Source organism: Rothia sp. HMSC071F11, from assembly GCF_001809115.1.
GTDB lineage: Bacteria > Actinomycetota > Actinomycetes > Actinomycetales > Micrococcaceae > Rothia > Rothia dentocariosa.
In genome coordinates this window covers 64,100-89,694 of the sequence record NZ_KV795724.1, presented here as the reverse complement: position 1 = coordinate 89,694, position 25,595 = coordinate 64,100, and the positions used below count along the sequence as shown (strand labels likewise).

General features: G+C 52.3%; 20 protein-coding genes and 1 pseudogene. 4 read left to right on the top strand and 17 right to left on the bottom strand.

All coding sequences use genetic code 11. The annotated features are described in order from the left end of the window. Nucleotides 1-7: 7 nt before the first annotated feature. Nucleotides 8-1,540: a hypothetical protein gene (locus HMPREF2554_RS00450; protein ID WP_070553576.1), complete on the top strand. Its 1,533-nt coding sequence runs from the start codon at nucleotides 8-10 to the stop codon at nucleotides 1,538-1,540. Nucleotides 1,541-1,639: 99 nt separating this feature from the next. Next, a complete protein-coding gene (gene panB, locus HMPREF2554_RS00445) occupies nucleotides 1,640-2,563 on the top strand; it encodes a 3-methyl-2-oxobutanoate hydroxymethyltransferase (RefSeq protein WP_070553574.1) in 924 nt (307 codons plus the stop codon). Nucleotides 2,564-2,669: 106 nt separating this feature from the next. On the opposite strand, the gene HMPREF2554_RS00440 is transcribed toward panB, so the two are convergent. Beyond that, the gene (locus tag HMPREF2554_RS00440; protein WP_004004406.1) at nucleotides 2,670-2,864 is read right to left on the bottom strand and encodes a hypothetical protein; all 195 of its coding nucleotides are present in this window, start codon (nucleotides 2,862-2,864) and stop codon (nucleotides 2,670-2,672) included. Between the two features lie 256 nt (nucleotides 2,865-3,120). Between HMPREF2554_RS00440 and map the strand changes: the two genes are divergently transcribed. Then, nucleotides 3,121-4,017: a type I methionyl aminopeptidase gene (map, locus tag HMPREF2554_RS00435; protein WP_070523455.1), complete on the top strand. Its 897-nt coding sequence runs from the start codon at nucleotides 3,121-3,123 to the stop codon at nucleotides 4,015-4,017. Nucleotides 4,018-4,142: 125 nt separating this feature from the next. Beyond that, entirely contained in the window at nucleotides 4,143-4,934 is a 792-nt protein-coding gene (ppgK, locus tag HMPREF2554_RS00430) for a polyphosphate--glucose phosphotransferase (RefSeq protein WP_172461400.1), read from the top strand. A 110-nt stretch (nucleotides 4,935-5,044) separates the two neighbouring features. On the opposite strand, the gene nrdR is transcribed toward ppgK, so the two are convergent. From nrdR to mraY, 16 genes and pseudogenes are all read right to left on the bottom strand, one after another. Beyond that, nucleotides 5,045-5,656 carry a transcriptional regulator NrdR gene (gene nrdR, locus HMPREF2554_RS00425; protein ID WP_070523452.1) on the bottom strand — a complete coding sequence of 204 codons (612 nt, stop codon included), beginning with the start codon at nucleotides 5,654-5,656 and terminating at the stop codon, nucleotides 5,045-5,047. A gap of 250 nt (nucleotides 5,657-5,906) precedes the next feature. Continuing rightward, nucleotides 5,907-9,449: a DNA polymerase III subunit alpha gene (gene dnaE / locus HMPREF2554_RS00420; RefSeq protein ID WP_013398849.1), complete on the bottom strand. Its 3,543-nt coding sequence runs from the start codon at nucleotides 9,447-9,449 to the stop codon at nucleotides 5,907-5,909. A gap of 56 nt (nucleotides 9,450-9,505) precedes the next feature. Continuing rightward, nucleotides 9,506-10,414: an RluA family pseudouridine synthase gene (locus HMPREF2554_RS00415; RefSeq protein ID WP_172461401.1), complete on the bottom strand. Its 909-nt coding sequence runs from the start codon at nucleotides 10,412-10,414 to the stop codon at nucleotides 9,506-9,508. Nucleotides 10,415-10,480: 66 nt separating this feature from the next. Beyond that, nucleotides 10,481-11,104: a signal peptidase II gene (gene lspA, locus HMPREF2554_RS00410; RefSeq protein WP_013398847.1), complete on the bottom strand. Its 624-nt coding sequence runs from the start codon at nucleotides 11,102-11,104 to the stop codon at nucleotides 10,481-10,483. Nucleotides 11,105-11,274: 170 nt separating this feature from the next. Then, complete coding sequence (locus HMPREF2554_RS00405) at nucleotides 11,275-11,859, bottom strand: DivIVA domain-containing protein (RefSeq protein ID WP_013398846.1); 585 nt, start codon at nucleotides 11,857-11,859, stop codon at nucleotides 11,275-11,277. 274 nt (nucleotides 11,860-12,133) lie between these two features. Beyond that, nucleotides 12,134-12,436 carry a YggT family protein gene (locus tag HMPREF2554_RS00400; protein ID WP_004004398.1) on the bottom strand — a complete coding sequence of 101 codons (303 nt, stop codon included), beginning with the start codon at nucleotides 12,434-12,436 and terminating at the stop codon, nucleotides 12,134-12,136. A gap of 3 nt (nucleotides 12,437-12,439) precedes the next feature. Beyond that, nucleotides 12,440-12,751: pseudogene (locus HMPREF2554_RS11695) on the bottom strand (cell division protein SepF); the annotation flags it as partial. 812 nt (nucleotides 12,752-13,563) lie between these two features. Further along, entirely contained in the window at nucleotides 13,564-14,385 is an 822-nt protein-coding gene (locus HMPREF2554_RS00390; RefSeq protein ID WP_013398844.1) for a YggS family pyridoxal phosphate-dependent enzyme, read from the bottom strand. 54 nt (nucleotides 14,386-14,439) lie between these two features. After that, nucleotides 14,440-15,255, bottom strand: a complete 816-nt coding sequence (locus HMPREF2554_RS00385; protein ID WP_041321732.1) for a purine nucleoside phosphorylase YfiH/LACC1 family protein — start codon at nucleotides 15,253-15,255, stop codon at nucleotides 14,440-14,442. Between the two features lie 94 nt (nucleotides 15,256-15,349). Then, the gene (ftsZ, locus tag HMPREF2554_RS00380; RefSeq protein ID WP_004004394.1) at nucleotides 15,350-16,561 is read right to left on the bottom strand and encodes a cell division protein FtsZ; all 1,212 of its coding nucleotides are present in this window, start codon (nucleotides 16,559-16,561) and stop codon (nucleotides 15,350-15,352) included. Nucleotides 16,562-16,770: 209 nt separating this feature from the next. Next, nucleotides 16,771-17,991: a cell division protein FtsQ/DivIB gene (locus HMPREF2554_RS00375; protein ID WP_244864687.1), complete on the bottom strand. Its 1,221-nt coding sequence runs from the start codon at nucleotides 17,989-17,991 to the stop codon at nucleotides 16,771-16,773. 2 nt (nucleotides 17,992-17,993) lie between these two features. Further along, nucleotides 17,994-19,478, bottom strand: a complete 1,485-nt coding sequence (gene murC / locus HMPREF2554_RS00370; protein WP_013398841.1) for a UDP-N-acetylmuramate--L-alanine ligase — start codon at nucleotides 19,476-19,478, stop codon at nucleotides 17,994-17,996. Next, entirely contained in the window at nucleotides 19,479-20,573 is a 1,095-nt protein-coding gene (murG, locus tag HMPREF2554_RS00365; RefSeq protein ID WP_004004391.1) for an undecaprenyldiphospho-muramoylpentapeptide beta-N-acetylglucosaminyltransferase, read from the bottom strand. 133 nt (nucleotides 20,574-20,706) lie between these two features. Further along, the gene (locus tag HMPREF2554_RS00360; protein ID WP_013398840.1) at nucleotides 20,707-22,683 is read right to left on the bottom strand and encodes an FtsW/RodA/SpoVE family cell cycle protein; all 1,977 of its coding nucleotides are present in this window, start codon (nucleotides 22,681-22,683) and stop codon (nucleotides 20,707-20,709) included. Nucleotides 22,684-22,786: 103 nt separating this feature from the next. Then, on the bottom strand, nucleotides 22,787-24,388 hold the full coding sequence (gene murD / locus HMPREF2554_RS00355) for a UDP-N-acetylmuramoyl-L-alanine--D-glutamate ligase (RefSeq protein ID WP_004004389.1): 1,602 nt from the start codon (nucleotides 24,386-24,388) through the stop codon (nucleotides 22,787-22,789). After that, entirely contained in the window at nucleotides 24,388-25,593 is a 1,206-nt protein-coding gene (gene mraY, locus HMPREF2554_RS00350) for a phospho-N-acetylmuramoyl-pentapeptide-transferase (RefSeq protein ID WP_013398839.1), read from the bottom strand. The genes murD and mraY overlap by 1 nt, the downstream gene beginning before the upstream one ends. Nucleotides 25,594-25,595 lie beyond the last annotated feature (2 nt).

Genomic DNA, 25,595 nt, shown 5'->3' with positions numbered 1-25,595 from the left:
AATAATTGTGGAGTATCTTATTTTCAGCGGCGCCTTCATGCTCGTTATGTTCAGTATCATCTGGCTTATTTCTTATATCTCTTCTTTCAAAGAACCCTGTCCTTTACCCAATGGAGTCTATGAGCCCGAGTTTATCGTGGCCGATCCGTATGCGCTCTCGGCAGTAGCACTCTCTCCCCAAGGGTTCGCCCCTGCCAACGCTCACCCCTCAATTTTCGAGCTATCGCAGGCGGAACTCATGCACAGATGCACCGCATGGTACCGCGAAGCTGTATACGCCGCCCAATATTTTCAGCTGCTACGAGAACGGGCGCAGATAGCCCAAGTTCGAGTCAGCAAAGCCGTCAGTCGTGACTATCTGGAAGATACCGATAGTTTCATCCGGAATATGCACGCTGCATATTATGCTTTCGCGACTACGGTGCACAGAGACGATCAAGCCCTCAAAACCGCTGTAGCGCAGTCTCTCAGCTGCTCTCTCGGGGTGCTCTTGAGCATTGCCTATTTGCCCGTTCCCGAAAGTTATCTCACCGATGAAAAACTCGCGCATATCGCCTACCATGCTCGGGAGCACCAACAGGCTTTATCGCGCCAAATTCACGATCTTGAGACACGCTATCCAGCCATCACCTCATTCCCATTTGATGTACTACATAGGCACCTTCGCCTAGCCCAAACGCTGCACAAGAATACACACCATGAACGATATCTCCAAGGTGCCCAGACGATTTATCGACACCTTACTCTGCTCACGGACGCATTCAACTCCGCACAATCACAGCTGAGCCCAACGCTGAAAACCCTTGAGCGTCTGCTTCAGCAGATTGATACTGACCACGCATCAGAGCATTTTCAGACACTTACCGAATATCGTGCAAGGCTCACCGAGCTACAATCGGCGGTGCCATCACAAGACCCCATCACCGCGCTAGTACAGGCAACACAGCTTACTCTCGATATTCTCAAAGCTCTCGGATACGCAGTTTCCGCAGACACTAAAAACGATGCGCGCGCCCTCCTGAGCACCACTACCGAAACACTTATCTCGGCTAATCTAGCCCGCACCAACGTATACACGCTCGGTCACCTTCTGCCTATAAGCCCAGAGCTTCGTGCCACCCTCTCTCAGGCACATGTTCAGGTACCCCAACTCTACGAGATGATGTCGCTTAGCCAGATGATCCGCGAGTGCGAACGCCTCATGAAATCCGCATCTGCGCTGCACCATCGAGCCCGCACTGAATATCACGAAAAATTCTCAGCTTTTACGCATGGAGAAATTCTCTCGACTGTAACGGAGGCTCTGACCCGGTCTTCAGCCGAACTGCGAACCCAAGCACAACACTGTCTTGAACAATTCCAATGCGATGCGCTCGCCGCTGAGAAACGAGGCTCCGGTACCGACCCACTCGTGTACTGGACCCCTGCTCTCACACAAGATACCGTTTTCCTCTTCCACGCAGAACGTCACGGTTGGCGCTGGGGCTGGCGAAAGTCCCTTGTCAGAGGCGACTACTCTCCATTACGCGCCCTGTACTAAACCAAATGATGGGTGTTTTGGTATGCCATAGCATCAGGCGTTATCTATCAGCGAACCGTTCCCCAGCAATACCGGAGCAACCACGATAAAATAGACCCCATGAGCGAGAACGAAAACGCCCCTTACGCACCATCCGCACCTGCCGCATCTGCACAGCACCCGCACAACGCGACGAGTGCCACCCCCACGGGAACCGGAGATAAGCCTTTCAGCCTTGAAACGGTGAAAAAAGTGCGTACCCTCCACCTCGCGCAAGCTAAAGCTGCGGGCGAAAAGTTCTCAATGCTCACCTGCTATGACTTCTTAACAGCCCAGATTTTTGACCGCTCGGGAATCGATATGCTTCTTATCGGTGACTCCGCCGCTAATGTCGTCTACGGATATGAGTCCACTCTCACCGTTACTCTTGACGAGATGATTCCGCTCGTAGCCTCAGTAGCACGCGGCGCATCCCGCGCTATGGTAGTTGCTGATCTCCCCTTCGGCAGTTACGAGCAGTCTCCCGCACAAGCGGTCGCTTCGGCGGCGCGCCTCATGAAAGAAGGCGGGGCACACGCTATCAAAATCGAGGCTAACGCCGCTATGACCGAGTGGGTTCGCGCCATAGTTCGTGCAGGTATTCCAGTTGTAGCACACGTCGGTTTCACCCCGCAGTCGGAACATGCTCTCGGCGGTTTCCGAGTGCAGGGCCGCGGCGAAAAAAGCGATGCCGTTGTTGCGGATGCACGCGCTCTCGCCGAAGCTGGCGCATTCTGCGTGCTTCTCGAAATGGTGACTACAGAGACCGCGCGCCGCGTTGATCAGGCGGTGGGCGCAGTCCCTACTATCGGTATCGGCGCAAGTAACGTCACTACCGGTCAGGTTCTCGTCTGGCAAGACGCTATGGGAATGCGCGAGGGTAAACTCCCCAAGTTCGTCAAACAATTTGCGCAGATCGGTTCGCTTCTTGAGGATGCGGCACGTGCCTACCGCGCCGAGGTGCGCTCGGGCGAATTCCCTGCACATGAGCACACTTTCGAGTAGGATCCCCTCAGAAAAACCGTCTTAGGGATCAGCAGAAAATCTACAAAGCACAAGAGCCAGCCTCACACGCGGTGAGTCCGGCTCTTAAGATTTGCTCGGAAATCGGCTAGTCCTGGTTGTCCCATTCTTCGTTACGCTTCTGCGCCGTCTCCATGGCCTTTTCGGCCTCTTCGCGTGTCGCATAAGGACCCCACAGGTGGGTAATCTTACTCTGCTGCCCTTCTTCTACCTGCCCAGTAAAGGTGTTGTACCAGTATTGCACAGGGTGCGGACCGGGGGTGATGTCTTCGGTAATGCTCATTATTCTCCTTCAGCATGCCCACGCTTGCGCTTTGGTGGCAGAAAACTATGCGGGTTTTCTATGTCCTTTACAGTAACGTATTTACACATCTTTTACATCCTCGTGTACTGTTTTCACTATTTTTCGTGGACTACTCTATAGCCGTTTTAGAGCTTGTGCGCGCATGATGAAAAATATTCTGCGTATATGGAAAAAGGTTCGGGTTTTGTATGGGGTACCTAGCGATACACCTGTGTTCTGCCGGTAAGATAATTTTATGGCTACTTCTCATAATCTTCCCGCAGAACCGGGTGCCGCGCCCATAGGGTGCCTGACCCCCGGAGTTGTCACCCCCATGCGCACTGTACCGGCAGATATTGTTCGCCCCGAATACGTGGGTAAGAAAACCCCCAATGAGGGCAACGACTCAAATATGTACACCCCTGAAGAGGTTGAGAGAGTACGTGCAGCGGGTAAGGTTGCTGCAGGCGCTATTGTGGAGGCGGCAAAGATTGCCGTCCCGGGCACGACAACCGATCAGATCGATGTGCTGATCCACGAGTATATTTGCGATCACGGCGCTTACCCCTCCACCGTGGATTATCGCGGCTACCCGAAATCGGTATGCACCTCGCTGAACGAGGTAATCTGTCACGGCATTCCCGACTCCACGGTACTTGAGGACGGCGACATCCTAAACCTTGACGTCACCGCATACCTTGATGGAATGCACGGCGACACCAATAAAACTTTGTTAGTGGGCAACGTCGATGAAGAATCCCGTCTGCTGGTAGAACGTACTGAAGAAGCCCTCAACCGCGCGATGAAGGCGGTTAAACCAGGCCGTCAAATCAACGTTATCGGTCGCGTGATTGAAAAATACGCGGCGCGTTTTGGATACGGTGTAGTGCGTGACTATACCGGGCACGGCGTGGGGCGTGAATTCCACTCGGGCCTTATTATCCCGCACTACGATGCGGCACCCGCCTATGATATGGAGATCAAAGAGGGCATGATCTTCACCATCGAGCCCATGCTGACCCTCGGCACGATCGAGTGGGATTTGTGGGATGACGATTGGACTGTGGTCACCCGCGATCGCAAACGTACCGCCCAATTTGAGCACACCATGGTTGTCACAGCAGACGGCGTGGATGTTCTCACCCTACCTTAGTTTTTCTCCCAAATAACACAGACACGACGAAAGAGAGACCTATGAACGAGACTACTGCCGCAATTCCTCCGGTCGAAAACTCGGTAGAATACGTCGATGTTCCGGCGCCCACCCCCAAAGACCTGATGATCGGTATTGATATTGGCGGTACCGGTATGAAAGGCGGTATCGTCGATCTGCGAACCGGCAATCTGGTATCCGAACGTTTTCGCATTCCCACCCCGCAGCCAGCAACCCCACAGGCTATCGCGCAGGTGGCACGCCAGATTGTTGATGAGCTTCAATCACGTGAGATAGCGCCAGAGCCTTATTCTGCTATCGGCGTTGATTTCCCCGCCGTCGTGAAGAATGGTGTGGTTTTCTCAGCTGCAAATGTTGATCCCGCCTGGATTAACACCAACCTTGAGCAGCTCATCAGTGACGCCCTGGATTCAAGGACTGTCTACGGCATTAATGATGCTGATGCCGCCGGTCTTGCCGAAGCCACCTACGGGCAAGGACGAGACAAGACGGGGCTCATCGCCGTTATCACTTTAGGAACCGGTATTGGCTCCGCCCTGATTAACAACGGGGTTTTGGTGCCGAACACCGAACTCGGACACCTTGAAATTGACGGGTATGATGCGGAATCCCGCGCATCCGCGCGAGCACGCGAAGTTCATGATCTTTCGTGGAAGAAGTACGCTAAAAAGCGTCTGCGCCGGTATTTCCAGCATGTTGAAGCGTTGTTCTCTCCCGACCTTTTCATTATTGGTGGAGGCATCTCAAAGAACCCCGAAAAATTTATGCCCTACTTCGAGGACGAGATTCGCACCCCTATGGTGATGGCGACTCTGCGCAATAATGCGGGCATCGTGGGTGCTGCGCTTTGGGCTGGCGGAATGCCTTCCGAACGTCAGCGGCGCGGCGAGCTCTAAAGCCTGTAAAACTTCATAAAGCGCGAGCAGACAGTATTTTGACGAGCAGATAGCCGATTGCTATCTGCTCGTCAAAATATTGTCTGCTCGCGGGATTAAACAACTGATGCTTAGAGGAACGTCCCCTGAAGCGGGTTACTCTCGTTTGATTTCCCAGAGCGAGCCTTGGTAGTTTTGGCGGTATTTTTCTTCGCGGGCTTCGCGTCTTTATCTCGTTTGTCTTGGGAAGTTTTATCCGAAGAGGCTACCGCGTCCTCGGGAGGCTCGGCATCTCCCACGCGGTCCTCACGCAGAAGAGCGATCGCAGATTCAAAGTCTTCAAGGTTCTCGAATGCTTGGTAAACGCTGGCAAAGCGCAGGTAGGCTACCGCATCCAGTTTGGAGAGCGGTTCAAGGATGGTAAGTCCCACCTCGTGCGCGTTAATTTCGGCGAGTCCGCGGGCCCGAATAAGCTCTTCGACTTCTTGAGCAAGTTTTGCCAAATCGTCTTCACCCACCGGACGCCCCTGGCAGGCTTTGCGCACACCGGCAGCAATTTTGGAACGGTCGAATGGCTCGGTCACACCGGAGCGTTTAATGACGGAAATAGTAGTTGTTTCAACGGTTGTAAAACGCCGACTGCACGCGGTACATTGACGACGGCGGCGGATGGCCGCGCCGTCGTCGGTAGTTCGCGAATCTACTACGCGAGAGTCTGTGTGTTTGCAGTACGGGCAATACATGGTGTCTCCTCAGGTGGGCACTGTGCAGCACCCGCGTCGAGCATCATCATTCTTATTTTACAGATGCCGTCAAGAGAACCGTCAGAGGCTTGTGTTCATCCAGCCACGCCCACGATGGTTTAACACCCAGCATTAGCCCGCTGTGTAGATCTCTGAAGAGCTGACCTAACGGTTCGGTAAGGATTATCCAGGGGAATTATCCCTCCTGAATAAGCCTTACCTATACCGCTAGATATTGAGGGCTTCTCCCCTACCGGCGAATGCAGCTGGGACCGAAAATCGTCTTAATCTCACCAAAGAGGCTGGGATTGGGATCGACTCGCACACTCGAATCCAGAAGAACCAGCTGTTCTTTATCGCGAGTGCGCAGGAGCATTCGAACATCCACATTCCCGCGATGATCACGCAGAACGTCCTTCAGCTCTTTAAGACGGTCCTCCGTCACATGGTACTCGGGCACCGAAATCGTAATCGGGGCGCCGCGACCATCATCGCTCAGCTCAAGAATCTGCATTTCCTGGGCGCTCATATTCACGCTGCCGTCATCACGCCGCTGAATACGGCCCTTAATAGAACAAATCAGGTCATCCGCCAGGGCGTTGCCCATCGTCTCATATGCCCGGGAGAAGAACATGACGGTCAGGGTAGCACCCGATGAGTCCTCAAGCTCTACCGACGCATACTGGTTACCACTCGACTTGGCAATACGCCGCGAAACACTCGTGAGCATGCCCGCGATCGTTACCACTTCGCCGTCGCGAATATGCGAGTCCTCGTCGATAATATCGTGCACGGATGCGGTTGCCGCGTCCGAAAGCGCACGTTCCAGACCGCGCAGCGGATGATCGGAGACGTACAGACCCAGCATTTCACGTTCGAAATTCAGTTTCTCGCGGCGTTCCCAGTCGGGAATATCTGGAACTGTCACCGAAAGATCGTCACCGAGTGCATCGTCCATGCCCAGGGATCCGAAGAGGTCAAACTGGCCTGCCGCCTCTTTGCGCTTTACGGAGACCGCCGCGTCCACTGCCGACTCGTGTACCAGCGAAAGCGAACGGCGAGTATGTTTCAGCTCGTCGAAAGCACCCGCCTTAATCAGCGATTCTATGGTGCGCTTATTACACACAACCAGCGGAACTTTCTTCAGGAAGTCGTTAAAAGACTCAAAGTGCCCCTTCTCTTCGCGGGCTGCAATCATGCCGTCGACCACGTTTGCGCCCACGTTACGAATAGCGCCCATACCGAAACGGATATCCTTCCCCACAGGCGCAAAGGTCAGGGTGGATTCGTTCACATCCGGGGGCAGCACGGTAATACCCATGGCACGGCATTCGTTGAGGTACAGAGCCAGCTTATCCTTGTTATCGCCCACACTCGTTAGCAGAGCCGCCATATATTCCTGCGGATAATGCGCCTTCAAATAGGCGGTCCAGTACGATACCAAACCGTATGCCGCAGTATGGGCTTTGTTGAATGCGTAATCGGAAAACGGAAGCAGAATATCCCACAGAGCCTTAACTGCGCCCTCCGAGTACCCGTTAGAAATCATGCCATCGTGGAAAGCCTCATATTGTTTATCCAGCTCAGCTTTCTTCTTCTTACCCATCGCGCGGCGCAGCAGATCCGCTTCACCCAGCGTATAATTCGCAACCTTCTGGGCGATCGCCATCACCTGCTCCTGATATACGATCAGGCCATAGGTAGTATCAAGAATCTCGGCAAGAGGCTCTTCAAGCTCGGGGTGAATCGGCTGAATCTCTTGCTTACCGTTCTTACGAAGGGCATAGTTCGTATGCGAGTTCGCGCCCATAGGTCCAGGGCGGTACAGGGCAAGCACAGCGGAAATATGCTCGAACTCTTCAGGCTCCATAAGCTTGAGCAGGCTGCGCATTGGACCGCCATCGAGCTGGAATACGCCTAGGGTGTCACCACGCGCCAGTAGGCGGTAGGACTCTTTGTCATCAACCTCTAGGTTTTCAAGGTCTATCTCTATACCGCGGTTCATCTTGACGTTATCTAGTGCGTCAGAAATAATCGTCAAGTTGCGAAGACCCAAGAAGTCCATTTTGATAAGACCCAGACCTTCACAGGTGGGGTAATCAAACTGGGTAATAACCTGTCCATCAGCCTCGCGGCGCATCACAGGAATCACGTCAGTCAGGTTTTTGCTCGACATGATAACGCCCGCGGCGTGCACGCCCCACTGACGTTTCAGACCTTCCAGACCTTTTGCGGTCTCGAAGACTTCGCCGTAAATCTTATCGACCGGATCCTCGATAAGTGCACGCAGATCGCCCGCCTCGGAGTAGCGCTTATCTTCGGGGTTATACACATTGGCAAGTGCAATGTTCTTACCCATAACGTCCGGCGGCATCGCCTTCGTGAGGCGCTCACCTACCGAATAAGGCTGATCCATCACGCGAGAAGCATCTTTGAGCGCCTGCTTCGCCTTAATAGTTCCGAAGGTGACGATCTGTGCAACTTTGTCCTCGCCATATTTCTCGGTCACATAGTCGATCACTTCGGCACGGCGGCGATCGTCAAAGTCCACGTCGAAGTCGGGCATTGACACGCGGTCGGGATTGAGGAAGCGCTCAAAAATCAGATCGTGATTGAGCGGGTTCAGATCGGTAATACGCATGGCGTAGGCGACCATCGAGCCTGCGCCGGAGCCACGCCCTGGGCCCACACGGATACCGTTGTTCTTTGCCCAGTTGATAAAGTCAGCCACCACCAGGAAGTATCCGGGGAATCCCATGGAGGTAATAACGCCTACCTCATATTCCGCTTGTTCACGTACCTTATCGGGCACGCCATTGGGGAATCGGTAGTGCAGTCCTCGTTCAACTTCCTTCACGAACCAGGATTCTTCGTTCTCTCCCTCGGGTACAGGGAAGTTTGGCATATAGTTCGCTTTGGTATTGAACTCGACGTTGCATCGTTCGGCGATTTCAAGAGTGTTTTCGCAGGCACCCGGAACATCGCCGAATATCTGATACATCTCTTCCGGCGAGCGCAGGTAGAAGTTGTCCGCATCGAATTTAAAGCGTTTAGGGTCGGTCAGGGTCGAACCAGACTGCACGCACAAAAGTGCAGCGTGCGCGGTGTGATCTTCTTGGCGAGTGTAGTGCAGATCGTTCGTCGCGACAAACGGCAGGTTGAGTTCCTTGGCCAGACGGTGCAGATCTGCTTGCACATTACGCTCGATATCAAGCCCGTGATCCATGACCTCACAATAGAAGTTATCTTTGCCAAAAATGTCACGGAATTCTGCTGCCGCGGCGACTGCCTCTTGGTACTGCCCCAAACGCAAACGAGTCTGAATTTCTCCGGAAGGACATCCGGTCGTGGCAATGAGCCCTTTAGAGTAGGTTTGCAGTACTTCGCGATCCATACGCGGCTTGTACAGCTGGCCTTCCAGTGAGGCGACAGATGATGCGCGGAAAAGATTGTGCATGCCCTCGGTGGTTTCCGCCCACATAGTCATATGGGTGTATGCACCACCACCGGAAACATCGTCGCGAGAGCCATCGCCCCAGCGCACACGTGAACGGTCGGTACGGTGGGTTCCGGGAGTCAGGTACGCTTCCACACCGATAATGGGTTTAATGTCATTGGCCTTCGCTTGACGCCAAAAGTCGAAAGCACCAAAAAGGAACCCGTGGTCGCTAGTGGCCATAGAGTCCATTCCGAGTTCCCGTGCGTATTGAAAGAGATCGCCTAGGCGGGCAGCGCCGTCCAGCATGGAATATTCGGTATGCACGTGCAGATGCGCGAAGCCCTTCTTAGCCACGTTTTCTCCTCGTTAGCTGTGGTTGTTGGTCTCTTAGTGTGCTGACTGAGTTTTAGTTATGCTCTAGTAATGTTCCCGGTGCGAAGTGCCTCAAGTGCATAGTCTAAATCCTGCGGATAGGGGCTCTCAAATTCAACGCGCTCTCCGGTGGTAGGGTGAGTGAACCCTAGACGATGCGCATGCAGCCACTGCCGGGTCAGGCCAAGTTCGGCGCTAAACCGGGGGTCGGCTCCATAAGTGAGGTCGCCGCAACAGGGGTGCCGTAATGAAGAGAAATGCACACGGATCTGGTGAGTCCGTCCCGTTTCTAAATGCACCTCAACAAGAGAGGCAGACCCGAAAGATTCCAAAGTTTCATAGTAGGTAATAGAAGAACGTCCATCCTCAATAACGGCGAATTTCCATTCATGTCCGGGGTGCCTGCCGATAGGAGCATCAATAGTCCCCATGAGAGGATCCGGCAGTCCTTGTACCAGGGTATGATATACCTTCTCAACGGTACGATCCTTAAAGGCACGTTTAAGCTCGGTATATGCCCGCTCGCTGCGTGCCACCACCATAAGCCCGCTAGTGCCGACGTCCAGCCGATGTACAATCCCCTGACGCTCCGCCGCCCCGGAGGTAGCCACGGTAACGCCTTCTCCCAGAAGAGCCGAAAGAACAGTAGGCCCATGCCACCCATGAGAAGGATGCGCGGCAACGCCAGCAGGTTTATCGACCACCACAATATCGTCATCGCAATAGACTATGCCGAAGCCATCTACCTTTTCGGGCTGAATATCGGCAAGGTCACGCGGAGCAGGCGCATTCACAAACACAGTCTCGCCCGCAGAAAGTTTATGCGACTTACCGATTTTCAGCTCATTTCCACACTGAACCACACGCACATGCCCGTCGCGAATCCAGCCGGATGCGCGGGTACGCGGTATCTCAAGGGCACCGGCGAGAGCAGCGTCCAATCGCATACCTACTAGAGCCTCAGAAACATCGAACTCGGCGGTTATGCCTGCTGGCGCAACATTATCGGTCAATTATTCCCCTTCGGAGATCTTCTGAGTTTTCACGTGGGTAGATAGTGCGGAAGCCTTCTTCGCAGAGGATTTAGCACGTGTACCGAGCAGCGTTATGCCACGGAAGTTAAGCAGTACGATTAAAGCCATACAAACGCAGATCGCCGAATCGGCAATATTAAAGATGGCAAAGTTAGGCACCGAAATAAAGTCCACCACGTGTCCCATACCGAATCCTGGCTCACGGAAAAGACGATCAAAAAGGTTTCCGAGAACACCGCCCAGCAGCCCTCCAAGGGCAAGGGTCCAGTTCAGAGCCCGCGTCCTTCGGAAGAGGTAAAGGACGGTTACAGCGGCAAGCGCCATAATAACCGTAAATATCCAGGTTGCATTCTCGCCGAGAGAAAAGGCAGCGCCAGAATTCCTGATGGAATACCACCACAGAAGACCATCGATCACGGGGATGCGCTCCCCAATCTGCATCTTGGTAACCACCAGAAGTTTTGTGCCCTGGTCAATGAAAAAAATAGTAAGAGCCGTTAGAATCCCGACTACCCATGCGCCGCGTGATGAGAGTATGCGCGTAACAGATTTATGCGATGCTGTTGAACCAGCGGCAGACGCAGTGGTCTCTTCAGATTCCATGTATCTCCTCGGTGAAGGGCAATGAGCAGGGCGGCGGATGTTGTACCTGAATTCGCCCTCCTCTAGCTTATCTTAAGCCAGGTATAAACAACCGCCCGCAAAGCCAGTAGCAAAGTTCTTCTTGCCACGGATGCGGACGGTGTTTATAAAAAGGTATCGAAGCTTAGAGCTTAGCGAGCATCTGCTTCAAAAGACTTAAGAGTCTTCAGCTCTTCAAGCTGAGAGGTGAGGTGTTCCTGCAACTTCGAACGGTAACGCGACTCAAAACCACGCAGGGATTCCACGGTGATTTCCAAACTGTCACGCTCATCGGTGAGCTTGGAAAGAACCTCATCACGCTGAGAACGTGCAGCTGCCACCAGATCTTTAGCTTCTTTCTCACCCTTAGCAACGAGTTCTGCACGGGTTTTTTCACCCTGAGAGACGTATTCGTCATGGAGTTTCTGGGCCATGGCAAGCAGACCTGCTGCATCCTGAGCGCCGCCAGCAGCAACGGGTGCTGGGGTGCTGGTCTTATCCTGTGCAGCGGACTTAGCCGTTGCGGACGAAGAAGACGTATTGTTGGTCGCCGGAGTTGCCGAACCAGACTGGGCGGCTGCAAGCTTACGCTTGAGGGATTCGTTTTCGGTGTACAGCGCGCGGAGCTCAACAACAAGCTCATCAAGGTAATTATCAACCTCATCGCGGTCGTACCCGGATTCGTTTCTCACAATTTTGAAGCTCTTGTTAATCAGATCTTCGGGGGTGATAGCCACAGCTTATCTCCTTTGGAATAAAGTTATCTGTGAATAGGTTTTGGGATGCCCATAAATTTATTAAATAAACTTACGGTGCTGGCTAGGGTACCGCCCATTATTCTACTCTTCTCTACACTTCAAGACCCGATTTTCCAGGAATTCGGCGCAGAGAACCTCTTACCATCATAGTAAATGTATTTCCTGACGGAAAGTCTGCCTCGCCGTTATTGCTTCATACATCTTTATGCATATCAGAAAAATTTATGCTTTGACCAGGAAATATAACTGTTATTTAGCGTGAAAAAGTTAGTGTCAAAGAGGTCATCACTGACAATAAAAGTCCCACGCCTAAAATCAGAATCAGAAACCCAGTATCAAGGGCGAAATTACCAATACGCAGTGGCGGTACAACCTTGCGAAGCTGGTTCATAGGCCAGTCCGTCAGAGCATACACTCCAGAGGCGCACAGCAGGGCAATCCCTCGCGGACGCCACCCCGGCACAAAGACACGCACCCAGTCCAGAAGCATCCGCAAGAGCAACCCAATGTACAGAATGTGCAGGGCTATGGTAATGATGGCGAAGATGTACCCCATGCATTACCCCTGGTCAAAAGGAAACGGACCCTCAGCCTCAAAAGCGCCCGGTGCCGGAGTCGTGTCAGCCCCCAGTACCTCTAGGTTTTCGGGGGTTAGCAAGAATACCTGCCCGGTCACACGTTCAATGCGACCTGAGAGCCCGAATGCGAGTCCGGAGGCAAAGTCCACAAGACGTTTAGCATCCGAATCGCTCATTTCAGCGACATTCATAATCACAGGAATATTCTCACGAAACGCTTCACCAATAATTTTGGCGTCGTTGTATGAGCGGGGGTGGATTGTTGTAATGCGGCGCAATTCGTCCTCATCTTCCTCGTAGGGGTATCCGGCACCAAGACCCTCGTCAATGCCGTAAGAGTTCACATCAAGCTCATGAACTTGATCGTAGCCGGAGGAAGGGTAGGGGTACTCGTCGGTCTCGTAGTGATTTTGCACCTGGTATTCCTCTCGGTTAGTTTTCTGTTCCCGGTGTGGGATTGGCGTGTAAGTCGCGGCAAACTGGTTGGTTTCTTGCCGCTGAGCTGAAGTTTGATAAGCAGACGATGCCGTAATCGCTTCTGATTCTACAGATAGTGGCTCCGCAGCGCCCGTTGCCTGTGGCATAGCTGCGGTATCAGGGTTAGCAGATGCTGGTGTGGGTAATGCATTCAGCCGGATTCCAGGTGATGGAGCGGGAGTTTCAGTGGAAGGAATAGATGCCTCATCCGTCGAATCATGACTATGGACATCCTGCATACCTTCCGATAATTCTTCAGTTTCCGACCCATAACGAGTCACGCCGAAGAAAGAACCGAGGCTATTGGCAAGTTTGCCACCGCCTTGTTTCGCCATTCTTTACTCTCGTTTCGCAGTCGTACATTCACATATATGCGGGAGATTCGCTCCACCGATACCTGAGATTCTAACGTGGGAAATAGCACCGCACATGCTGTCGGTTCGACACCGATTATATATGTTCACAGAGAATTTTGGGGGTATTCCCACGGGCTTTATTGACGATGATGCATATTCTTAAAGACGACGTCAACCATCCCTCACAGGTGTACATTCTACCAGCGCTTGAAAATCCTATCAGCGTATTTCTCATCTGCTGCATGCCTTGCACAACAAAACCTGGTAAAAATCTAGGGGTAATCTCGCTTCCCCATGATGTCGCTTCCTACCCGCACACACGTAGACCCCCAGCGAATAGCGGCTTCTAAATCTGCACTCATACCCGCCGAAATCTGATCTGCATGCGGAAACTCGGCGCGCAGGCCCTGCGCCAATTCCCAGAGTTTTTCAAAGGATTCGTCGGGGTTCGCACCCAGTGGCGCCACCGCCATAATACCCCCACAGCGTAATTCTTCTTGAGCTTCGATACGCTCAGCAAGCTCTAAAATCTCGTCTTGGTCCGTTCCACCACGCGCCCCTTCCGATGCATGTCCGGCCGTTGCCTGCGCTTCAAGCGAAACCTGAATCAGACATTCTAGAGCTCCTTGGGATAGAGCCGCTGGGGCATCCTGCTCCCCCGCCTCATAGCGAGCTACTTGGTTGCGATAGGCTTTTGCTAAAGAATCAATCAGAGACGAACGATCTACGGACTGTACCTGATGGGCATATTTTACGACGGACTTTGCCTTATTCGTTTGCAACTGCCCAATAAACGTCCAGTAAGCGGGGTCGGCAGGTTTTTCGATGGCTCGAAGAGCACGAGCTTTAGGAGCCGCCTCTTGATCACGGTTCTCACCAAAAATACGTACCCCCTGGGTGTAAAGCGCTGCTACATCAGAGGCAGGGAAAAACTTGGTCACGGTGACAAGGCGAACTGTAGGGCTATGCTCGGTGCGCACACCACTGGTATCGGCTTCAGCATCGCGGACGCGCGCCATAACCCGTGCGTAGTTATCCGCAAGCTGCTGCGCGCGTTCCGAGGTGTACGTCAATGTCTGTTCTTCGCTCATCATCAGTCCCCTTTACCGATATACCCTCATACTCAGCTCTTCTTCGATTTTAAGATCTTAGGAAGGTTTCGTCACCCATACGAGCCCAGCGATACGTCCGGGTGCTTCACCTCGATTCATAAATCCTCGATGCGAAAAAAGACTGGTGCTTTCATAAGTGCAGGCTGCCAAGTCGGTAGAAACCTCTATCTTCAGCTTATTCAAGAGAGCAATCGCTCCCGCTGGCAAATCTAAAGCCGGTGTTCCTTGGCTTGTCTGAGCGTACGTTTCAGGAATCTGCTGTGTCGCATGTTCGCGCATATCTTCAGGTATCTCATAGCAGCTTCCGCATATACTAGGCCCTAACCACGCGTGAATCTGTGTTGCGCCCTGCTCTCGCATCGTCGCAACTGTGCGTTGAATAACTCCTGCAAGTAGCCCAGGACGCCCTGCATGTGCCACAGCAATAATGGGCACGTCATGTGGGGTAGGTTTCTCTCCCACGAACACGAGTGGAATGCAGTCAGCAACCATAATAGCTAGAGGCTGACCTGTTGTACTGTAGGCAGCATCTGCTTGCGGAGCCTGCTCGCGTAATTGATCGGCACGTTTCAACGTATATGCTCCACGCTCGTCATTCGGAGAAATCTGTGTACTCAGAATATGATCGGCGCATACAATATCTGCACCGTGTACTTGATTGAGGTAGAGGAAAGGAGCCGAACCGCAGAGACTTTGTACATCAGCACGGTTTTTCAGCGTTGCGGTATGGGACTCGCCCGCATTAACATGAAGCCCCAAATTACCGGCCGACCGTGAAGTAAATCCGATATGCACGGTATATGGGCCGCTGGTATAAGTTCCTGTGGAGTAGAACGGGTTGAGGGTACTCATGGTTCTTTCTGCTGTCATAAGGTCAAAGCATACACAAAGGAGCCAGGACGTATATGTCCTTGGCTCCCTTATGTCTAAAAAGGATGTGTGCGACTTACTTCAAGAAGTCGGGCACATCGAGGGTATCGCGCCGCGCCGGGGACTCTTCCACGACGGGCGGTAGATCAACATCAAAGCCAGCCGCGGCAGGAACATCATTCTGCTGAGTACCATTCTGCGCACCGCCGAAACCATATCCGGTTGATGCGGGAGCTGCAGGAGCGGCCTGCGCAGAGCCGCCGAATGCCTGCTGAGTACGCTGCGCCTGAGCATTTGCCGAAGCTGAACTGTTAGCGTTGGTGTTAGTCTCAGGATTGACAGCGTCAAATCCAGCGGCAATAACGGTCACACGTGCTTCATCACCCAAGGCGTCATCAATCACAGCACCGAAGATAATATTTGCGTCAGGATGTGCGACTTCCTGGACCAGGCGTGCAGCCTCATTAATCTCAAATAGACCGAGATCGGAACCGCCCTGAATGGAGAGGAGTACACCGTGTGCCCCATCAATGGATGCTTCCAAAAGTGGGGATGCGATAGCGAGCTCGGCGGCTTTAACAGCGCGGTCTTCACCAGCGGCAGAGCCAATGCCCATCAGAGCCGAACCAGCCCCCTGCATAACAGACTTAACATCTGCAAAGTCAAGGTTGATCAGACCCGGAGTAGTAATCAGGTCGGTAATACCCTGCACACCGGAGAGAAGAACCTGATCTGCCGATTTGAAGGCGTCAAGCATCGAAACGTTGCGATCAGAGATAGAGAGCAAACGATCGTTCGGAATCACAATGAGGGTATCTACTTCATCACGAAGTGCAGCAATGCCGGTTTCTGCCTGGTTCGAACGGCGACGACCTTCAAAGGTAAAGGGACGAGTTACCACGCCGATCGTGAGGGCACCCAAAGAGCGTGCAATACGTGCTACAACGGGAGCACCGCCGGTACCGGTGCCGCCACCTTCACCTGCAGTCACGAAGACCATGTCTGCGCCCTTGATAACCTCTTCGATTTCCTGGGCGTGGTCTTCAGCAGCCTGACGACCGACCTCGGGGTTTGCGCCCGCTCCGAGACCGCGAGTTAGTTCACGACCAACATCAAGTTTGACGTCAGCGTCAGACATCAAAAGTGCCTGAGCATCTGTGTTAATAGCGATGAATTCTACGCCTCGCAGGCCAACCTCGATCATACGGTTGACTGCGTTGACGCCACCGCCACCGATACCGACGACTTTGATGACTGCCAAGTAGTTCTGGGGAGTTCCAGCGTCCATTTATCCCTCGATTATTTCGTGTAAATCTCTAGAAAAAACCAAAGGTTCAAGTAGAACCTTAGTCTTCCTAACCTCATAGTGACTTTATCTGCAAGGATACCAACAGTTTCACCAGGTTCCTAGTTGCCTGAGGTATTTGACGTGTATTATTTATAGATTTTTATAAAAAATCTATCTTTTTACCCGATGCTTAACCATAAGGTTAAAGGCTAACGAGTAACCGGAACACGCGGCGAAGAAACATCATAAGTGTTTACTTTATTAGTAGCTTGTCCTTGTTGTGCGGTTTTTGACTGGTCCTCATGTACCGCCTCCATCAGTTTGGTTAAAACCTTAGCTTTAAGGTCACTCTCTTCAGCTGTACCCCACTGTACGACAACCCCATCCTTCAAGGTTAAGTTAATATTTGAGGTTGAGCTTGCCCGTGCCTCCTTCACCTGTGTCAGGATTGACGAGGGCAAAGCAGAGAGCACATTTGCAACCGTGCGGAAGGCCGCAGAGTCCTGGGGAGCTTCCTGTCCAACATCGACAAGCGGAACATTGATTCCATCAGCATTCTCAACTTCACGAAGTTTGATTCCCTCACTATCAACAACCATATATTTCCCGTCCTGATGAATGACGGCAACAGGGGTACGCTCTTTGAGGTTTACAACTAGTTCATGCGGAGGATGCGCCTCAATCTGCACGCCGCGCAGTACATGCTCCTGGTCGATAAGTTCACGCACCTTCTGATCATTAATACGAGTCAGCGGCGTGCCCTTGAGTGGTTCCAGTTTCTGCTCAACCTGCACGCTATCCAATAGCGAAGCGCCTTCAACTCGAATAGTCTGAACAGAGAGCAGCGGAGAATAAAAGACCAAACCGATATATAGAAGCACAGCAAGCATAAACGCACCAACGCCATAAAGGATTTTCCGCAAGCGAGTGAGCGGACGTCGGCGCTTCGAAGTCTGACTCTTACTTTGGTCTTCTGCCAAAAGCCCGTCGAGCCCAGGGTCATTGCGTAATTGGGCGATACGCCCCTGCTCTTCGCGGATCTCCTGTTCCCGCGCTATCTCGGTTTGGCGTTCCTTCTCACGTTCACGACGCCATCGGCCAAAGGTACTAGACGTAGATTTCGCCGATTGTGAATCCAACTCATCCGGTTCAGATTCCCCTGCATCCAGACGTATATCACGGTCCTTGAGCTCTGAAGATTCAGAATACGTTGCACGGGAAGAACCCGTCTGGCTCTTACTTTCGGTATGAGTTTCTTGCTCAACAGGATTCGTCTGGTTCTGAGGGCTCATACCTTCAAAAGATTTTGACGTATCTTCAGCAGGTTTAGCTTTCTTTTTGCCGCGAACAACCGGTAACTTCGGAGTACGTATCGGCGAGGTTGCAAACGCTTCCGTGCCCGGTTTTCGCTTTTGACGTCCTTTAGCCACTATTACTCCTTAAGGTAACGGGCATGTAGCTCATGCAGAATACGCTCTCCTAATGCGGTAACATCACCTGCACCAATGGTCATAATAATATCGCCTGGAACAGCACACATAGCAATATCTTCAATGGCTGCAGCTGCATCCGACGCATAATGCACCTCAGAAAATCCAGCACCGGTGATAAGTTCACTCGTGACTCCCTCAATCGGAAGTTCCCGGGCAGGATAAATATCCAGTACATACGAACGATCAGCCTTCGAAAGAGCCTGCGCGAAATCGGCGGCAAATTCTTGGGTGCGTGAGAACAGATGCGGCTGGAAAACCACATAGAGGTTATGCCCATCGGCAACCGTGCGGCCGGTCTCAAGTGCACGGAATACCTCTGTTGGGTGATGAGCATAATCGTCAAAGACTTTAATACCCGCTACGTCACCACGCAGAGTAAAACGTCGATCTGCTCCTCCGAAGCCGTATAACGCGGCGGCCGCGTCCTCAGGTTGTGCTCCAGCGAGAAGAGCGGTAATAAAAGCTGCCGCTGCGTTCAACTGATTGTGAATACCGGGTACCCGCAGCTGAGCATCCTGTTCGCCTTCGTAATGTTTACTCGCGCACTCGAAAGACCAGCGCAGTGTTGCCGAAGACTCCGAGCCGTGGCTCGTAATGCGTGAAACCCGTAGATCAGCCTCAGTAGACTGGCCGTAAGTTACCACTTCAATCCCAGCATCGCGCGCACGTTCTGCAAGCGCACGAGCGCCTTCATCATCCCAGCATGTCACCAAGACGCCACCAGGGACCATAGAGGCAACAAAACGGTTAAACGCCTCATACACGCGTTCGGGAGTTTCGTAGAAATCCAAGTGGTCAGGTTCAACGTTGGTAACCACTGCGATCGCAGGCTGGTAGCGCACAAAAGACCCATCGGATTCGTCAGCCTCTGCTACAAACCAAGAGCCTTCACCAGTGGCCCCCAATCGCGCGTTGCTGCCGTATCCTGCAATAACTGTTCCTACCGCGAAAGACGGGTGAAACCCTAACTTATCCAGCATGACGGCAATCATGGAACTGGTTGTGCTCTTACCATGCGTGCCAGCAACCGCTACAACCTGTGATGCTCCCATAGCGGCAGCCAAAGCCTCAGAGCGGTGCAATACCCGAAGGTTCTGAGCACGAGCCGCAATCAGTTCGGGGTTATCTTCGTGAATGGCCGTTGAGATAACAACGGTATCAATATCGTGAATATTCGCAGCATCTTGGGGAGTATAAACACGAGCGCCCGCTTCACGTAAAGCCTGAATAGTCGCCGTTTCTGCTCGGTCAGAGCCGCTTACGGGAATACCAGCTTTCAGCATCAACGTTGCAATAGCACTCATACCGGCACCGCCGATCCCTACAAAATGCACACGTCCCAACTCCTGCAGAGATGCGCGCGCGGGAAACGGCGGGTTCAGGGGCTCAGGAAGCACCATGTTAAGGTTCATCAGTTCGGACATTTATTTAACCACCTTCAGGGTTGCCTCAGCCATAACATGTGCGGCATCACGAATGCCCAATTTATATGCTCGACGACCCATTTCTTTTAACTTCTGAGCATCAGCCATCAACGATGGAATTTCACGGGCAAACCACGCCCCGGTCATTTTCTTATCTTCGATGAGAAGCGCGGCTTCTGCCATAACCAGAGAACGAGCATTGAGACTTTGTTCACCATTACCAAACGGGAGCGGAACAAAAATTGCGGGTACACCCACCGCAGCAACTTCGCTTACGGTTGCGGCTCCAGCACGGACTATCAAAAGATCGGCTGCGGCATAAACATCCTGCATGCCGTGGCTAAACTCAATCTGACGATAATTTGGGGCTGTAACGGGCTCGCCTGAATCATCCACAATAGCTTTGCCTTTACCAGTAATATGCAAAACCTGAAAACCCCAGTCCTCAAAATTCGTAATGTTCTCAGCGACGGCGTTATTAAGGCTTTGTGCGCCTAAGGAACCGCCCGTCACAATCAGAACAGGCTTATCAGGGTCAAGACCTAGAGTATGCCTCGCCTGTGCTCGTGCCGCTCGACGGTTCAGATGCGCGATCTCATCTTTCATGGGCATACCCACAAGTTTGGCGCGAGGGAAAGGGGTGTTGGAGAAAGCCACACCCACAAACTTCGCTAGAGGACCACCCAGTTTATTCGCCAGACCGGGCTTTGCATTAGCCTCGTGAATAACAACAGGAATGCGGGAGAAAAAAGCGGCAAGATATGCTGGCGGACACACATAACCACCTACGCCTACTACAACATCTGCATTCGCATCTTTGAGAATTTTACGGGTTTGCGAAATCGCTTTTGCGAATCTTGGTAAAAAGGTTAATGCGTTAAGCGATAGACTTCGGGGGAAAGCTACACGCGGAATAAACTCAATATCAAATCCAGCTTCAGGAACTAATTGAGCTTCCATCTTATCCTTGGTGCCAAGAGTCAGAATATTAGCTTCCGGCTCAATCCGGCGGATTTCGCGTGCTATAGCAAGCATCGGGTTAATATGACCAGCGGTGCCGCCGCCAGCGAGAACCACAGAGGGTGCCTTAGACATAGATAATAACTCCCAACAAATACATTCACCTCATTTTACGACATAGCAGGACTAACCCCGTAGTGAAAGAATATGAAGTCGGGTATATACCCACGTCCCGAGCCTGGTATTCCTCCTTTCCCTATTTCAGAGGCTATGAGCGTGAACCACCCTGGCCAGGTTTACGGCCTCGCGGGTTCTGCTGACTCTGTGAAGGCTGCTGCCGACGTATCTGACGTGATGTTCCCGCAGAAGGCTGCCCTGAAGAAGATGTTTGGGAACCCGGTTGAGGGTGCAAAGGTCGCAACCCGGCTGGCAAACGTCCCGATGACGAAGAACGGTGACGCGCTCGATTGGCGTTTGTGCGCTTTTGCAGGTTCTGCAGGGGAATTGTGTCTTCATGGTCTGCAGGGGTTGACCGTTGCTTGCCCTGCGAGGGGCGAGATGCAGGATGCGCATCTCCCTTACGGCGCAATTGAGGAACCCGTTCATGGGTATGCAATCCATTTGGATGTTCCTCTTGGAACCGCTGCTCACGAAGTCGCTGCCGTTCACGCTGAATACGCTGCTCTTCATGAGCGAGAGCTTCCTGATGCTCCGCCTCACGGCGACGCTCAGCAGCACGATCGGCACGTGCTTGAGCGCGCTGCTCATACGTCTTGCGAGTATGCTCACGCTGTCGCTGGGTTATGCCCAACCAGGATGGCAGTTCTTTAACTCTACGCAGTAAGCCCCCACCCCAGTAATCTTTACCAAGAGCTCCACCGGCTTCTTGCAGTTGAAGCCGCTCATCTTCAACGATGGCTTGAAGAGACAGTCGTCGCTTCCAGTCTTCATTAGCGCGTCGCACTTCGCGAGGTGTCTGTTTCGTTAAATCGGCGGCCGGTATGGGCCCACCTACAAGTGGAGTTTGCCGCGCAAAAGCATAGAGCATACCTGCGGCAAGCATTGATGAAATCAAGGATGAACCGCCGTATGAAATAAAGGGAAGCGGCACACCAATCACGGGAAGAATACCGGAAACCATCGCCATATTCACAATAGCCTGAGTGGAAAGCCATGCGATAATACCGCCCGTTGCAATACGAATAAACGGGTCTGCGGTTCGGGCGATAATGCGTAACGCACAATAGATCAGGCCCAGGTACAAAAGCACTACGGTAAGCGTGCCCAAAAGCCCCAGTTCCTCGCCGATAATGGCGAAAATGTAATCGTTATGTGCTTCGGGCAAATAGTTATACTTCTGGCGGGATTGTCCTAGACCAACGCCCCAGAACCCACCGGTTGCCAACGCAACCCCGCCAGCCTGAGATTGATCACAGACAGAACCGGTGCACACACCGAGAACACTCATCAGTCGTTCACGACGGTTTGAACTCGAAATTGACCCCACTACGGCACTCACGATCAGAATAATCGAAAGCCATACCATAGTCTTACGGTTTGCGCCCGCAATATATACCATGCCCAAGAAGATAAAGGCGTAGACGATCACGGTACCGAGATCTTTACCTGCCAGAATAAGCAGCATCAAAGGCAAGAGTCCAAAAAGTGCGGGAAAAATTGCACGAGATGTCTTCTCTTTGAGTTTACTGCCCTGCCGAGTCATGACCATCGCTATCCACAGCACAATAGCGAGTTTAGAGAACTCCGAAGGCTGAATCTGAATGCCGCTGAACCTAATCCAGTTACGGTTGCCATTAATATCGGTACCAATAGCAAGAACGGCAATCTGGGCAAGAATCGCCAGGGTTAAGAGGATATTAACGACCCACATTTTGCGGTACCGCTGTACTTTCAATACTGCTATAGCCCCTAATGCAGCGGCGCCTAGAGCGGCAAACATTACCTGACGGGTTACCTGTGAGAAAGGGGACATTCCCTGTGAAATCATGCTCACAGATGATGCAGACAGTACCATGATCACGCCAAAAACTGTGAGACCAGCGCATACTAAAAGAATCAGTCGCGGCACATCCGCTAAATCGCGCGATGCGGAACGCTTATAAAGAGACGAGATAGCGTTATGCAGAAAAGAACCGAGCCTCGTTGAGCCGTTCCTGCCCTGGCGCTGTGCATGACTTACGCCTCCACGGGTCGACGAGTGAGTCTGACCGGGTGCATTACTCATGCGTTCTCCTCTTCTGTGTCTTAACACGACAAACTCAATAGATTTTTTCCTACAGCAGAAAAGTCTACACGGCGTTTATCGTTTCAGAGCAATCAATATGCCTTCAGATACCGACAATATGAGATTTGACCGCATCCACAAAAGCGTTACCACGAACGGCATAATTGTTAAATTGATCCATCGAAGCAGCGGCAGGCGCCATGAGTACTGTATCACCCTCAGCGGCTAGCTCTTCTGCTTTGACTACGGCAGCTTCCATAACAGTAACCCCGTCAGAGGGATCATTCGCCGAAGCCGTCATATTATAGGTAGGAACATGGCTTGCATACTTCGCCAAAGATGTTTTAAGTCCCGCCGTATCAGTGCCAATGATTAATACTGCTTTCAAACGTGAAGCATGCTGAGCTATAAGATCATCATACTCCACCCCTTTAGAAAGACCTCCAGCAATCCAAATCAGCGAAGGATAAGCGCTCATTGAAGCGTTAGCGGCGTGTGGGTTAGTAGCCTTAGAATCGTTGACCCACTGGATTCCATCGCGGTAAAGCACCGTCTGATTACGATGCGCACCAGGCTTATAAGAACGCAGTCCATCCCGCACAGCCTCAGGAGCAATATTTGCAGCACGACATAATGCGGCAGCGGCTAGCGCATTCTCCACGGTGTGCTGTGCGGGAGCTTGACCGGGAACGGGCGCTAAATCTTCAAGAACACCAAGCTCAAGTGCCTCGCTGTATCGATTCTTCAAAAACGCACGGTCAACAATAATGTTTTCCGCCAAGCCCAACATGGAGACTGAGGGGATCTCGGTTGAGCTAATACCGATGGCACGGGCACCTTCTATAACGTCTGCTTCTTCGACCATACGCAAAGTATCAGCATGATCGGTATTGAAAATACACGCTGCCTGAGTATTTTCGTACACACGTGCTTTATCGGCCTTGTAAGCCTCAAAGGAACCGTGCCAATCGACGTGATCTTCCGCTACGTTAAGCACCACGGAAGCGTATGGCGATAGTGAAGAAGTCCAATGCAGCTGAAAGCTCGAAAGCTCTACCGCAAAAAATTCATAGGGTTCATCGTCGGCAACAGCGTAGACTGCTGGCATGCCCACGTTCCCAACCTGCAGAGATTTTTTACCGGCTGCTTTAAGAATCGAATCGACCATGCCCACGGTCGTAGTTTTCCCATTGGTTCCCGTCAGGCACAGCCACTTTGGAGTAACCCGACCTTGACGTTGATTCAGACGCCATGCCAGTTCGATTTCACTCCAAATTTGGATACCCCGTTCATAAGCATCGAGCATGACCAGGCTATCTGGACGAATTCCTGGCGAAGTCACGATAACATCCGGGTCTTGATCATCGACACGAGGCACACATTCCATGTATTCCTCACCAAATAAACCCGCCACGTTTCCATAGGCCTCTTGGTAAATTCGGATGCGCTCTCGCTTTTCTTGCGTATCCTGCGCATCAATAGCGGTAATGTGGGCACCTTTCTGGGCCAGCACATCCACTGCAGCATCGCCGCTGGTGCCGAGGCCTATCACGACAACCTTCAGCCCCGCCCAAGGCCCGTCCCAGGTAGTGAGCTCAGCAAGCCGAGGATTATTGACGACTGGATTGACAGCGATAGCATCTGCATATTGGGCACGCTGTGCCTGATACTTGGAGGCCCGCTGCGAGTTCTTAGCGTCAGGCATTAGTGAATCACTCCAGACGTCTGTGAGAACCAATCTCCAAAGAAAATTGCAAGAGCAACCAGCACACAAAGCGCATTTGCAATCCACAGACGGAATACCGAGTTCACTTCACCACTGCTGACAGAGCCGGGGACAAGACCCTTCTTATCTATGGAGTATCTTCCGTTTGCACCGGTTTTCTCAAGATGATGGTGGAAAGGAGTCATGCGGAAGAAACGGTAGGCATGAGGAATTTTATCGCCAACAGATACAGAACGTTTACGGCTAACTTTGAAGACAACTTTCTGCACAATCACCGAAAACACTTCCAGAACCGGCACAAGCGCGATAATGGGAAGCAGGAGCTCGGTACGGGTGAAAATAGCGAAGGAGACCAGTGCACCCCCCAAAGCAAGAGAACCAGAGTCTCCCATAAAGATTTGTGCCTTAGAAACGTTCCACCATAGGAACCCGGCGAGGGAACCAACAAGTGCGGCTGCAATAAGTGCCAGCGACCCTGGATCCCGCACATCATAGCATGCATTTCCCGCCCCACCGCTGCAGGCATGTACGTATTGCCAGATAGTCATGGCAAGGTATCCAGTAAAGATGGTCATCGTTGCGCCACCCGCAAGTCCATCGAGACCATCAGTGAAATTCACGGCGTTAGTGCCCGAAAGAGAAATCAGGGTAATCCACAACACCATGAGGATAGTACCGCCTATAGCCCCAGCAGCCATGAAGTCGAACGAAAGATCACGCACAAACGAAATCGCCGTCGAGGCGGGGGTCACTCCCGCCGCATTAGGAAATTGAAACACCAAATACGCAAAAGGAAGAGTCACCGCCAGCAGACCAATAGTCTTCTGGTTCTCGGTAAGTCCTTCGTTCCCCTGGTTGCGGAACTTCATAATATCGTCGGCGGCACCGACTCCGAGCATTCCTAGTGTAAACCCGAGGGTCAATAAAGCCGTCGCACTAGGAACCGGCGAGGTTCCAAAAACCGCAGCGTTAATCAGCAACGCAAGCAAGTAGGCAACAACGGCGGCTGGGATAAAAATAAGACCTGCCATCGTGGGCGTCCCCGCCTTATGCTGATGCGCGGCGGGGCCTTCTTCACGAATCAGCTGCCCCAACTTGAGCTTCTGCATCTGCTTGATGAAGAGCGGTATTGCTGAGAAGGAGATAATAAACCCTAGGATTCCAGCAATAAGCACAGTAATCATGG